This window comes from Sphingobium chungbukense (assembly GCF_001005725.1).
GTDB lineage: Bacteria > Pseudomonadota > Alphaproteobacteria > Sphingomonadales > Sphingomonadaceae > Sphingobium > Sphingobium chungbukense.
Genome location: NZ_LBIC01000013.1, coordinates 128837 through 143177 on the forward strand (window position 1 = coordinate 128837; position 14341 = coordinate 143177).

4 protein-coding genes and 1 pseudogene are annotated in these 14341 nt (G+C 62.9%); all 5 read left to right on the plus strand.

Annotation, left to right across the window (positions count from 1 at the left end):
* The 5 genes and pseudogenes from YP76_RS23045 to gnd all read left to right on the plus strand — a co-directional run bounded on the left by YP76_RS23045 (position 1) and on the right by gnd (position 14337).
* Positions 1–8430, plus strand: coding sequence for a GH36-type glycosyl hydrolase domain-containing protein (locus tag YP76_RS23045; RefSeq protein ID WP_040602510.1), 8430 nt, complete (start codon positions 1–3; stop codon positions 8428–8430).
* 35 nt (positions 8431–8465) lie between these two features.
* Positions 8466–10526: pseudogene (tkt, locus tag YP76_RS23050) on the plus strand (transketolase); the annotation flags it as partial.
* Between the two features lie 12 nt (positions 10527–10538).
* Entirely contained in the window at positions 10539–11669 is a 1131-nt protein-coding gene (gene tal / locus YP76_RS28425) for a transaldolase (protein WP_176342091.1), read from the plus strand.
* Positions 11670–11673: 4 nt separating this feature from the next.
* A complete protein-coding gene (locus YP76_RS28430; protein WP_021243096.1) occupies positions 11674–13335 on the plus strand; it encodes a hypothetical protein in 1662 nt (553 codons plus the stop codon).
* A 15-nt stretch (positions 13336–13350) separates the two neighbouring features.
* Positions 13351–14337: a phosphogluconate dehydrogenase (NAD(+)-dependent, decarboxylating) gene (gene gnd, locus YP76_RS23060; RefSeq protein ID WP_021243095.1), complete on the plus strand. Its 987-nt coding sequence runs from the start codon at positions 13351–13353 to the stop codon at positions 14335–14337.
* Positions 14338–14341 lie beyond the last annotated feature (4 nt).

Sequence of the window (14341 nt, forward strand, 5' to 3'; positions counted from 1 at the left end):
ATGGCCGATATTGAGGGGACCGACCCTATTTCGGGGGCGGCCGACGAGACCGCCACACGACACCAGCTGACAGGATTGATCAGTCGCTCAGCGCCTCTTCCCATCTGGGCGCATCTCGACGCCATGAAAGACTGGCTGGCTCGAGCCCGCCAGGCAGCCACGCAAGCCGACCAGCGCGGCAGCGCCGCAGCCGAATGGCTACTCGACAACGACTATCAGATCCAGCGCGCGATCCTGCAAATTGGTGAGGGTCTTCCGAAGGCTTTCTACGCGAAACTTCCCGGTCTTGCTGAAGACGGCCTCAGGCGACCGCGCGCCCATCAAGTCGCGCGGTCTCTGCTTCTGGCGTCTCACCTGCAGGTCTCACTGTCCTCGGCTGTCGAATTCGTCGTTCGATATCAGAATAGGATGCCGCTCAGCATCGCTGAAACCTGGGCGATTCCTACGATGCTGCGTATCGTTTGTCTTGAAATGATCGTTACGGGTTTCACCCAGCTTTTTCCTCAAGTCGCTCCCCCTTTTGCACTAACGGACTCTCCCGACGTCGCGACCGGGGGATTCGACAACACGGAGTGCGTGGCACGCGGCATAGCCAATCTTGCCGTGATCGCGACCATCCAATGGAACGACTTTTTCGACAGAACCAGCCAGGTCGAGGCGATCCTGAAGCGTGATCCTGCAGGAATTTATCCGCGCATGGATTTCGCTACTCGCGACCAATATCGTCACGCGGTAGAACGGCTCGCAGCGCGATCCGGCCTCCTGGAACGAGAGGTTGCCCAGCGCGCTCTGCGACAGTGTCAAAGTAGTGAAGAGGCCCCCTCGGGGCATGTCGGTTATTGGCTCATCGATGCCGGCCTGCCTGCTTTCACGGATGCACTCGATCCCCGCCCATGGACACCCGGTTCGATTCTGCGACGCATATTGCGTCATAAGGGTATGCTTTACGCGACCGCGCTGGTGTTTGCCGGTATCGCGGCCTCTGCAGTTCCTGCAGCATATATGTCCTCGACCGGACCGTCTCCCTTATCCTGGCTGCTGTGTATCGCGCTGACGCTGCTGCCGGCTTCCATCCTCAGCATCACCTTTGTGAATTGGATGGTCACGCAAATCGTTCCTCCATGCGTGCTTCCCAAGCTGGAATTCAAGAAAGGAATTCCCGGAGATTGTGCGACGGCCATCGCAATCCCCGTTCTCGTCGCTCGGACCTCCGACATCGCTCCCCTTCTTGAGCGACTTGAGGCGCATCGCCTAGCCAACCCTGATGAAGCGCTGGAGTTCGTTCTCCTGACCGACTTCGCCGATGCCGCAACCGCCAGGGTTCTGGGCGACGATGAGATCGAGCAGATGCTGGTACGAGGCATCGAAGAATTGAATGCCCGCTACAAGGACGCAAGGGGCAATGGACCTTTTCATCTGCTCCACCGACCGCGCCTCTTCAACGAGGCGCAGGGCTGTTGGATGGGCTGGGAGCGTAAGCGAGGTAAGCTGGAGCAGTTCAACGCCTATATCCTGCGCGGCGACGCCACTGCATTCCATTTGACCACCGGCAAGGTGGAAAGGCTGCGGCGATGCCGCTTCGTACTGACGGCAGACGCAGATACCAGACTTCCGGGTGGTGTGGTGCGCCGTCTGGTCGGCACTCTCGCCCATCCACTCAATCGGGCTCATTTTGCCCCCGACACCGGCATTGTGGAACGAGGCTACACTATCCTTCAACCTCGCGTTGAACTAGGGCCGGAGGGCCCCGAGCAATCCCTGTTCGCTCGCCTCTACGGCGGCGATACTATGATCGACATCTACTCTCGCGCGGTTTCCGACGTGTACCAGGACCTTCTGGGCACCGGCGTGTTTGTGGGCAAAGGCCTCTACGATGTGGCGGCATTCGAACGGAGTCTGGAGGGCCGTGTCCCAGAGAATGCTTTGCTTAGCCATGACCTGTTCGAGGGGCTTCATGGGCGCGCGGCGCTCGTTAGCGACGTCATTGTCTACGAGCGCTTTCCGACCGGGTATCTCGACTTTTCCGCGCGCTGGCACCGCTGGGTGCGGGGTGATTGGCAAATCCTGCCCTGGCTGTTTCCTTTTGTCCCAGGGCGTGACGGCCGATGGCTGCGCAATCGGCTTGGGTGGTTCGACAGGCTCAAGATCTTCGACAATCTAAGGCGCAGTCTGGTACCCGCCAGCATCGTTGCCTTGCTCCTAGGCGGTTGGTTCCTGTTTCACGGTCGACCCTGGGTCTGGACATTGCTCGCGATCGTCGCGCCCGGGGCTTATCTTTTTACCGATCTCGTAACGGGCTTCGCTCAGGGCCGCCGTCGCGGCGTCATGCAGCGCGTCCTGCGGCGCCTCACGGATCATCTCGGACGCTGGATTTTAGCCATCGCCTTCCTCGTCAGCGACGCATACATCGCGCTGCACGCCATAGCCGTCACGATCTGGCGGCTGCAATCGGGGCGGCGGCGGCTCGAATGGACCTCGGCCGCTCATATGGCCACGCGAAACGCGGCGCGCCATCCGCGATTGGCGGCGTGGCGCGACATGTGGAGCTCGCCCCTTCTTGCGGTGCTTATAGCTGGCGCATTACTCGCTTATGCGCCGGGATCGATGCCTGTCGCGGCGCCGCTATTGCTGCTCTGGTTCTTCGCACCCGAGATCGCGGTTTGGATCAGCCGCCCGCGTAGACCACCGATCGAGGCGCTTACCGAAGCAGACAGGAGATTTCTCAGACTCGTCGCTCGGCGCACCTGGCTTTTTTTTGAAACCTTCGTCCGGCCCGAGGACAATTGGCTGCCTCCCGACAACTACCAGGAGCCGCCCGACGAGGACACCGCTCACCGAACGTCGCCTACCAACATCGGCATGTTGATGGTGTCGATCCTGACAGCGTGGCGGCTTGGGCATATCGGTCTCAACGAGCTGGCTACCCGTCTTGGCGACACGTTCGATACGCTTGACCGGCTCGAACGCTACCGCGGCCACATTCTCAACTGGTATGATACCAGGACGCTCGCTCCCCTTGAGCCACGTTACATTTCCACGGTCGACAGCGGCAATCTTGCCGTCAGCCTGATTACCGTTGCCCAGGCTCTTCGAGATGCTGGGAGGGCACCGCCGGTAGGCCGCGAGCTCTGGCAAGGCCTAGAAGATATCATCGGGCTGCTCTCCCAGGCGATCCGGTCTATCGGGACCGAAGCGGGCTCAACGGCCGGTGTGATCCTGGCTACCGTCGGCGAGACGGTGAAGCGGGTTTCGGACGATGAGCGCGAATGGCTCAGGGGGATCGACGATCTCATTTCGGCCGACTTGCCGAGACTGCGCGAGCAGGTGGGCGTGATGGCCGCGAGCGTTGCCGAAGCCGACGTCGGCATCTTGCGCGAAGTGCAAGTCTGGCTCGAGCGGCTCGAGCATCACGTGTCCGGGATACGTCGCGATTTGCAGGTTTTCTGCCCGTGGTGGGAAGTTATAACCGACCATCCCACAGACTGCGCGGAAACCGCAGCCAAGGTCGCCGATTTCATGGCTGGCGGCTCGGCGACGCCATCCGATTCGCGCACCGCGCACGTCATCAGCCTGCTCAGCGCGACCAAGGAAGGCGGATTATCCGACGCGGCCCGTCAATGGGTCGACAAGATGCTGGCTGCCATCGCGGAAGGGCAGGCCGTCTCGCGCGAGCTTCATGGTCGCTTCGACAGCCTTGCCCGCCGGGCCAACGTCAGTGCGCACGCGATGGACTTTTCACTTCTGCTTGATGAAGGTAGCCGGCTCTTTCACATCGGCTACAACGTCAGCGCCGACCGCATAGACGCGCATCACTACGATCTCCTCGCCAGCGAAGCACGGCTCGCCAGCTTCTTCGCCATTGCGAAGGGCGATATCGATCCTTCCCACTGGTTCCACCTCGGTCGCCCCATCACGAAACAGGAGGCCGGGCTTGCGCTGCTGTCCTGGAATGGCTCGATGTTCGAATATCTGATGCCAAACATCTTTTTGCACAGCGATCCCGGCACGCTGCTTGGTATGAGCGACCGAACAGCCGTCAGCATCCAGGCCGCCTTCGGCAAATCGCACAAAATCCCTTGGGGAATCTCCGAATCATCGTTCGCCTCGATGGGGTCTGATCGCATCTATCGCTATCACGCCTTCGGCGTCCCTGCCCTCGGACTTCAACGTGGCCTCGGCCACGACCTCGTCGTGAGCCCCTACGCAACGGCGCTTGCGCTTATGATCCGGCCAGCACTTGCGACAATCAACCTCAAGCTGCTGGCCGAGCTGGGGTTAATTGGACGGTTCGGCTTCTTCGAAGCCGCCGATTTCACGCCGGCCCGCCTGCCGGCGGGCGAGCGGTTCGCTATCGTTCGCTCGTACATGGCGCACCACCATGGCATGAGTCTCGCCGCGCTGGGAAATGCACTGTGCGACAACATGCTAGTGCGCTGGTTCCATGCGGACCCTTACGTCGGCACCGTCGATCTCCTGCTCAACGAACGCATACCGTGGGAGCTTCCGCCAGAAATTGCACGAGTAGAGGTTCGCGACCCGCCCGCTCACGCCGAAGGGAACATCCCGGCGCTGCACAGTTGGTCGCCAGACCGACCGTCGGGGCAGCATGCTTGGCACATCCTCGGCAACGGCCGGCTTTCGAGCCGAATCCGCACGGACGGTGCCGGGGGTCTAAGCTGGAATCAGCATGCGCTTACCCGCATCGAACCTGCAGATGACCAAGCAGGCTTCTGGCTCTATCTGCATGATCTCGATCAAGGCGATATCTGGTCGGCAACAGGGGGGCCATTCCCCGCCATCGGCGAGCCGCCGGAGGTCATGTTCCATGCCCATCAGGTCGAATTCCGTCAGCGTTCGCGCGGTCTGTCGATCTCGACGCTAGTCAACGTTGCCCATGGCGACGATCTCGAAATCAGACGCATCGCGCTCGTCAATGAGGAGGATCGTGCCCGGACAATCGAACTGACGGGCTACGTCCAGGTGGTGCTCGCCCCACCCCAGGATGCCGCTCGGCATCCTGCTTTCAGCAAGCTGTTCGTGGGCGCTGAAGCCTTGCCCGGAGGCGATGGACTCGTGTTCATGCGCCGACCGCGCAATCCCGACGAGCGGCCTCCGGTTTTGCTGATTCGCATAATCGGAGATGACGAAGGAGTCGCCTTGCTCGGACTTGAGGCTGATCGAAGAGCCTTCATCGGTCGCCATGGCAACGTCACGCATCCTACCGCGATGACAGAGGAGCCTCTGATTGGCGCATTGGGCTGGTCGCTCGATCCGATCTGCGCGATCAGGGCAAAGGTCATGCTGCCGCCGCACGGGCGCCGCGAACTCGCTTTCGTCACGATCGCGGCGGGATCGCGTCAGTCGGCGCTAGACCTGGCCGACCGCTATGCAACGTTGTCCGCGCTGGATTGGGTGGTTAGCGATTCCATCGCGGCAAAAGCGCGCGAGATGCACGACCTGGGCCTACAGCCACAGTTCGTACCTCAGGTACAGGCCCTCCTTTCCCATCTTTTTACTGCCCGCACAAACCCTGCACCCGGAGGTGAACGGCTCTTCCGGCAGGTCGATCTCTGGTCGCTTGGTATTTCAGGCGATCATCCCATCGTGATGCTGCGCGCCGGCACCGCGGAACAGACCGGTATGCTCCGCTTCGTTCTCGCTGCGCATTGGCTCGGCCACCAGCGCGGCATCCTCTTCGATCTCGCGATCGTCCACGAGGGCACCTCAGGTTACGTCGAACCGGTCCGCGAGCGCCTTCTGGAAGTCCTGAGAGACGCCGGCGCGCAGGAACGTCTTGGCACCCATGGCGGCATCCACCTAGTGGGCGTCAGCTCCTCCGATCACGAGCGCGTGGCGCTCCTCGAGCAGGCCGCCAAGCTGATCCTTGAAGACGACGGCGTCACGCTTGCCGACCAGCTCGCCCGGGTAGATCAACCTCCGCACCCCGGCCCGCCGTTTGCCCCAGTCGGCACCAACGTGCCGCCAGCCACCTCCGCACCCGTGCCGCGGTCCGTAGATCTCCTCTTCGACAACGGCTGGGGCGGCTTTGCGCCTGATACTGGCGACTATGTGATCAACCTAGAGCCCGACGCTCCCACCCCGGCTCCGTGGTCCAATGTCCTGGCCAACGACGCGTTCGGCACGATCGTTACTGAGGCCGGGCTTGGCTTCGCCTGGGCGATCAACAGCGGCGAGAACAGACTCACGCCCTGGTTCAATGATCCCGTCGAGGATCCCCAAGGTGAACGGCTCTATCTGCGCGACGAGGAGAACGGGCGGCTCTGGACCCCGACACCCTTGCCATCGGGCGGCGGCTCCGCGTGCCGCATTCATCATAGTCCCGATCGGACCATATGGCACCGCCACAGCGAAGGCCTGGAGCAGGAGCTGTCGACCTTCGTGCCAATCGACGATCCGGTAAAACTGGTGCGTCTGCGCCTACGCAATCAAACGCCACGCTCGCGCCGGATCACGGCGACCTACTATGCGGAATGGCTCCTGGGCGCGGTGAGGGGCGAGCAAGCCCCTTTTCGCACATCGCGCTATGACCCGGCCTCCCATGCAATTCTCGCACGCAATTCCTGGACGGACGAGTTCGGCGATCGCGTCGCCTTTCTTGCCACGACCCAGGCCGTTCATAGCTTCACTACCTCACGCCGCGATTTTCACGGTGTTGTTGCCGACCCGGCCCGACCGCTCGGCCTGCTCAACTGGGATCTGGGCAACCGCCAGGATTCTGCCGGCGACGATTGCTGCGGCGCCCTCCAGGTGCATCTCGATATCCCCCCTGAAGGAACCGTCGAAGTTTGTTTCATCCTCGGCCAGGGTGATAACCTCGAGCACGCAATCCAACTTATCCGGCATTGGCAATCGCCGTCCATCATCGAGACTGCTGCCCGGGTTCGCGTAGCGGACTGGGCCGATCGGTTGGAAAAGGTTCAGGTCAAGACACCCGATCCTGCCTTCGACCTGATGGTCAACCGGTGGCTGCCTCACCAATCGCTAAGTGCCCGCGTGCGCGCTCGCGCCGGTTTCTATCAGGCCAGTGGCGCGTTCGGATTTCGCGATCAGCTCCAGGACGTCCTTGCCCAGATCCAGGTCGATCCGAACGCAACGCGGCAACATATCCTCGCCGCCGCTGCGCACCAATTCGAAGAGGGCGACGTACTCCATTGGTGGCACCCGCCTTCGGACCGCGGGGTCCGAACCCGCTGCTCCGACGATCTCGTCTGGCTTCCTTATGCCGTCGCGCACTATGTCGAGGCGACCGGCGACAAATCCATTCTGGACGAAGAAATTCCATTTCTGAGAGCGCCGCCGCTCGCGGCCGGCGAGGCCGATCGTTACGCCCGATTTGAAGTTACCGACTATAAGCAATCGCTGTTCGTTCACTGCGACCGCGCGCTTGCCCATGCCTATCGCCTCGGAGCTCACGGCCTTCCCCTGATCGGCAGCGGGGATTGGAATGACGGCATGGATCGGGTCGGCGAGCGGGGACGCGGCGAGAGCATATGGCTGGCCTGGTTCCTCATCGCAACTATCCGGAACTTCACACTGCACTGCGTCGATGAGCGGCAAACCGAGTTTCGTGATCGCTGGGAAGCGCGTGTCGAAGCGCTCGCCGCAGCGGTCGAGCAGTCTGGCTGGGATGGCGAATGGTATCTGCGCGCCTTTGATGACGACGGCAGGCCTTGGGGCACATCCCAGGAGCAGGAATGTCGCATCGATTCCATCGCTCAATCCTGGTCCGTTCTCTCAAATGCTGCAGATCCGGAGCGAGCCAGAACGGCGCTCGCGTCGGCCAGGCGCTACCTAGTACGCAACGATGATACCCTCATACGCCTGCTCGATCCCCCCTTCGACCACACGCCGCGCGAACCGGGCTATATCAAGGCCTATCCGCCTGGCGTCCGGGAGAATGGCGGGCAATATACCCATGCGGCAACGTGGCTCGCGATCGCGTTCGCACGGATACGCGACGGCGACGTGGCCAAATCACTGTTCGACCGAATTAGCCCGATAACGCACAGTTCGACACGCGAAGGCGCAGAGCATTATCGAACCGAGCCATATGCTGTCGCGGGCGACATCGCCGGTGTGGCACCCCATCTCGGCCGCGGCGGCTGGACTTGGTATACAGGCGCCGCAGGTTGGACATGGCGGCTGGCCGTTGAAGAAATTCTGGGCGTTCGCTTAATCGGCGGCAAAATACAGATACGTCCAGCAATGCCGAAAAACTGGCACAAAGCGGAATTGACGCTCCGGCGCGCCGACGGAGCCATCCAGATAACGATCGAAACGGACCCGTCTCTTGAAGGTGACGGAGAGGAAATTACCATTGACGGCAAGCTCCTGCGAGAACCCGGGGTTTGCTTTCCCCACGACGGCGCGACGCGGATTGTGCTCGTGCGGGTTCCGCTAAAGGCCTGACGTTGATTCGACAACGGCAATACGAAAGGATTCTCATGTCGACCATCCCCGCTTCTACCCTGCATGGGGACGGCAGCCCGGAACGGCTGGCGATCGACACGATCCGCACCTTGTCGATGGATGCGGTCCACGCCGCGAAATCGGGTCATATCGGCACGCCGATGGCCCTGGCACCGGTCGGCTATACGCTCTGGTCGCAATTCCTGCGCACCGATCCCGACGCGCCGGATTGGCCCAACCGCGACCGCTTCGTCCTGTCGGTCGGCCATGCGTCGATGCTGCTTTACTCCCTGCTGCATCTCGCCGCAGTCAAGGAGATCGACAAGGACGGCAGGCTGACCGGCAAACCGGCGGTGAGCCTGCAGGACATCAAGGATTTCCGCCAGATCGGCTCGAAGACGCCGGGTCACCCCGAATATCGCCACACCACGGGCGTCGAGACGACTACTGGACCGCTCGGCCAGGGCTGCGGCAATTCGGTCGGCATGGCGATTGCCGAGCGCTGGCTCGCGGCGCGCTACAATCGCGACGGTTTCCCGATCTTCGACCATGACGTCTACTGCCTCGCCGGCGACGGCTGCATGATGGAAGGCGTCGCGAGCGAGGCGGCGAGCCTGGCCGGCCACCTGAAGCTCTCCAACCTCTGCTGGATCTACGATTCGAACCATGTGACGATCGAGGGCGGCACTGAACTCGCCTTCGACGAGGATGTCGGCCAGCGCTTCGACGCTTATGGTTGGCACGTCATCCATGTGGACGACGCCAACGATACCAAGGCGGTCGCCGCGGCGATCGAAAGCTTCAAGGCGACCACCGACAGGCCGACGATGATCGTGGTCCATTCGATTATCGGCTATGGCAGCTCGATCGCCGGAACCGCCAAGGCGCATGGCGAGGCGATGACCGGCGATGACATACGCGGCACCAAGAAAGCCTATGGCTGGCCCGAGGATTCGTCCTTCCTCGTTCCCGACGGCGTGCCCGAGCATTTCGGAGGCGCCATTGCCGGGCGCGGCAAGCCGCTGCGTGCCGAATGGCTGGCGATGCGCGAACGCTATGCGCAGGCCGAACCCGCCCTGGCCAAGGAGCTCGAGGCGATCTTTGCCGACCGGCTTCCCGACGGCTGGGATGCCGCCATCCCGACCTTCCCCGCCGACGAAAAAGGCATCGCGACCCGCGATGCCGGCGGCAAGGTGCTCAACGCGATCGCGCCCAACCTGCCCTGGCTGGTCGGCGGCTCGGCCGATCTTGCCCCCTCGACAAAGACCCTGATCGAAGGCGCGGGATCGTTCCAGGCGAGCAGCTATGCCGGCCGCAATCTCCACTTCGGCGTGCGCGAACATGCGATGGGTTCGGTGGTCAACGGCTTGGCCCTGTCGCACCTGCGTCCCTATTCGGCGACCTTTTTCATCTTCCTCGATTATATGCGCCCGCCGGTCCGCCTGGCGGCGCTGATGGAGCTGGGCGTCACCTTCATCTTCACCCACGATTCGATCGGCGTCGGCGAGGACGGGCCGACCCACCAGCCGATCGAGCAGCTGACCATGCTGCGCGCCACACCCGGCCTCGACATGATCCGACCATGCGACGCCAACGAGGTCGCCTGGGCTTGGCGTGCGGCGCTGAGCAAAAACAACCGCCCGACCGCCCTGGTCTTCTCGCGCCAGGCGATCCCGACGCTCGACCGCGGCAAATATGCCGGCGCCGAAGGGCTGCTGAAGGGCGCCTATGTCCTCGCCGGCGACGACAAGCCCGAAATCATCCTGATCGGCACCGGCAGCGAAGTCGGCCTGGTGGTGTCGGCATATGAGAGACTGACCGAAGCCGGCGTCAAGGCACGCGTCGTATCGATGCCGAGCTGGTATCTCTTCGAACTGCAGGATCAGGCCTATAGGGACCGCGTCCTGACCCCCGGCGTCGAGGCGCGTCTCGCAGTCGAAATGGGCGGCGAGATCGGCTGGGACCGCTATATCGGCGCGAAGGGAAAAACCATCACCATGTCGACCTTCGGCGCCTCGGCCCCTGCCGCGAAACTGCAGGATAAATTCGGTTTCACCGTCGACAATCTCGTCAAGGTCGCTCGCGAACTGATCGGAAAGGCCTGCCCCATGACGAGTCTGTTGAAGCAGCTCCAGGAATCGGGGCAGGCACCCTGGCTCGATTTCGTCGATCGCTCCTTCCTCAAGGAAGGCGGCCTCCGGAAGCTTGTCGAGGAGGACGGCCTGACCGGCGTCACCTCGAACCCGTCGATCTTCGAGAAGGCGATGGGCCAGGGCACCGCCTATGACGATCAGTACAAGGCGTTCGTCACCGCCAATCCGGGCGCATCGGTGGTCGAAACCTACGAAGCGCTGGCGATCAAGGACATCCAGGATGCCTGCGACACGCTGCGTCCGGTGTTCGACCGGCTGGACGGCAAGGACGGCTATGTCAGCCTCGAGGTCTCGCCCTATCTCGCCAACGATACCGACAAGACGATCGCCGAGGCGCGGCGGCTCTCGAAGATGGTCGATCGCCCGAACCTGATGATCAAGGTGCCGGGCACCAGGGCCGGCGTCCCGGCGATCCGCCAGCTGATCGAGGACGGGATCAGCATCAACGTCACCTTGTTGTTTGCGCGTGAGGCCTACATCGCCGTGGCGATGGCCTTCGTCGAAGGGCTCGAGGCGCGGCTCACCAAGGGCGAGACGATCGATCGCATCGCCAGCGTCGCCAGCTTCTTCGTCAGCCGCATCGACAGCGCGATCGACAAGAAGATCGACGAGCGTGTCGCCGCCGGCGACAAGGATGCCGACGCGCTCAAGGCGGTGCGCGGCAAGGTCGCTATCGCCAACGCCAAGCTCGCTTACCAATGGTATCTCGACTTCGTGAAGTCGGACCGGTGGAAGAAGCTGGCCGCCGAAGGCGCGATGCCGCAGCGGCTGCTTTGGGCATCGACGGGCACGAAGGATCCGTCCTTTCCCGACACGCTCTATATCGACGCGCTGATCGGCCCCGATACGGTCAACACCATTCCGCCCAAGACGATGGACGCGTTCCGGGATCACGGCACGCTCAAGCAGACGCTGACCGCGGACGTGCCGGGGGCTGAACATGTCCTGGCCGAGACCGACCGGCTCGGGCTCGATCTGTCCGGCGTCACCGCCAAGCTGGTCGAAGATGGCGTCAAACTGTTCGCCGACGCGGCCGACACGCTGCTCGGCGCGATCGAGGCGAAGAAAGCCAAAGCGGAGGCCTAAGCGCATGAACCATTTCCACGCCGACCTGCCCGAGCCGCTGCGCCACGCGGTCGATGCCAGGCTCAAGACGGCGGCGGCGGAGAAATGGGGTACGCGGCTGTGGGCCGCCGACGCGTCACTCTGGACCAACGGCGACGAAGCCAAATGGGTCGGCTGGCTCGCTGCCGGTGAAGGCAAGCAGGTCGATTTCGCCCAGCTGAAGGCGATCGCCGACAAGGCGCGCGGGCATAAGGATGTCGTCCTGCTCGGCATGGGCGGATCGAGCCTTGGCCCCGAAGTGCTGAGCGAGATCATCGGCCCGGCGCCCGGTTTTCCGACCGTCCACGCGCTCGATTCGACCGATCCGGGCCAGATCGGCAGCGTCGCCGCAAAGATCGATCCGAAGGAAGCCCTGTTCCTCGTCGCCTCCAAGTCCGGATCGACGATGGAGCCCGAACTGCTGCGGGCTTATTTCTGGGAATTGTCCGGCAAGGATGGCGACCGCTTCGTCGCGGTGACCGATCCGGGATCGAAGCTCGAAAAGCTGGCCAAGGATCATGGCTATCACGCCATCTTCCTCGGCGATCCGGCGATTGGCGGGCGCTATTCGGTCCTGTCCGTGTTCGGCATGGTGCCGGCAGCGATGATGGGGATCGACGTCGAAGCCTTTTTCGCCGCGACCCAGCCTCTGGTCGAGGCGTGCAAGGGCGACACCGCCAATCCCGGCCTGATCCTCGGCGCGATCATGGGCGAGGCGGCGATATCGGGCCGCGACAAACTCACCATCCTGACCAGCCCCGGCCTCGAGCCGATCGGCGCCTGGCTGGAACAGCTCATCGCCGAATCCACCGGCAAGCACGGCAAGGGAATCGTTCCCGTCGATCTGGAGCCGTCCGCGCCGGCCGAGGATTATGGTACGGACCGCCTGTTCGCCTTGCTGACGCTCGATGGCGACGATGCGTCCGACGTCATCGAGCAGGCCCATTTCCTGGTCGCCGCGGGCCAGCCGGTGATACGCATCACGCTGCCGTCAAAGGAGCATATCGGCCAGGAATTCTTCCGCTGGGAAGTGGCGACGGCGTTTGCCGGCGCGGTGATCGGGATCGATCCGTTCGACCAGCCCGATGTTGAGGATGCCAAGATCGCGACGCGCGAGCTGATCGACAAATATGAGGAATCGGGTGCGCTCGCCCCCGAATCCCCGTTCTTCCAGGATGCGGTGATGGCCTTTTCCGCACCGGGCGATCACACTTTCGCTGCGACCAACCCGGTCGAGATATTGCGCGATCATTTCGCCAGCGCCGAGCCCGGCGACTATGTCGGCTTCCTCGTCTATCTCGAGCGTAACGCCGAACATGAAGCCGCCGTGGCACGGATGCGCGAAAAGGTGGTCGAGGCGAAAGGCGTCGCGACCGTCGCCGGCTTCGGCCCCCGTTTCCTCCATTCGACCGGCCAGGCCTACAAAGGCGGTCCGAAGAGCGGCGTGTTCGTCGAGATCACGCGGACGCCGAACCCGGACGTACCGGTGCCCGGACGCAAGGCAAGCTTCGGCACGGTCCAGCTCGCGCAGGCGCGTGGCGATCTCGACGTGCTCGCCGCGCGCGGGCAGCGCACCTTGCGCATTCATCTCAACACAGGGGATCTCAATACCCTCGAAACATTGGTGGCGCGTTCGCTACAGAATTGAAGGGGATCAGCATAAATGCGTATCGCGATGATCGGACTGGGGCGCATGGGCGGCAATATCGTCCGTCGCCTGTTGCGCGGCGGACATGAAGCGGTCGTCTTCGATCGCAACCAGCATCTGATCGACGATCTGGTCAAGGAAGGCGCGGTCGGCGCGACCGGGCTCGACGATCTGCGCGGCAAGCTCGCCGAGCGCGCCATCTTCTGGGTGATGCTCCCGGCGGGTCCTCCGACCGAGGATACGATCACCGCCCTGCTCGAAAAGTCCCTGCCCGGCGACATCATCATCGACGGCGGCAACAGCTTCTACAAGGACGATATCCGCCGCGCGAAGCTCTGCGTGGCGAAGCAAGTCGCCTATGTCGACATCGGCACGTCGGGCGGCGTCTGGGGACTCGAACGCGGCTATTGCATGATGATCGGCGGCGAGACGGAGGTGGTCGACTACCTCGATCCGATCTTCAAGACGATGGCACCGGGCCGAGGGACGATCCCCCCCACGCCCAATCGGATGGAGCAGGAAGGCGAGGATGCGCGCGCCGAGCTCGGCTACATCCATGCCGGCCCGCCTGGCGCCGGCCACTTCGTCAAGATGGTCCACAACGGCATCGAATATGGTTTGATGCAGGCCTATGCCGAGGGCTTCGACATCCTGAAGTCGAAGAAATCCGACAAGCTTCCTGAGGATGAGCGCTTCGATCTCAACCTCACCGACATTGCCGAGGTGTGGCGCCGCGGATCGGTCATCTCCTCCTGGCTGCTCGACCTGACCGCGTCGGCGCTCGCCAAGGATCAGATGCTCGCCCAGTTTACCGGCACCGTGGCGGATTCGGGCGAAGGCCATTGGGCGATTGAGGCGGCGATGGAGGAAGCGGTGCCCGCCTACGTCCTCTCGGCCGCCTTGTTCGCGCGCTATCGCAGCCGCGTCGAACATACGTTCGGCGACCAGGTGCTGTCGGCGATGCGCTTCGGCTTCGGCGGCCATACCGAAATGCCGCAGTAGGCTC

Bases quoted from the DNA above. Each gene is read 5' to 3' on its own strand.
- gnd (WP_021243095.1), top strand. From the start codon at position 13,351: ATGCGTATCGCGATGATCGGACTGGGGCGCATGGGCGGCAATATCGTC.
- tal (WP_176342091.1), top strand. From the start codon at position 10,539: ATGACGAGTCTGTTGAAGCAGCTCCAGGAATCGGGGCAGGCACCCTGG.
- YP76_RS23045 (WP_040602510.1), top strand. From the start codon at position 1: ATGGCCGATATTGAGGGGACCGACCCTATTTCGGGGGCGGCCGACGAG.
- YP76_RS28430 (WP_021243096.1), top strand. From the start codon at position 11,674: ATGAACCATTTCCACGCCGACCTGCCCGAGCCGCTGCGCCACGCGGTC.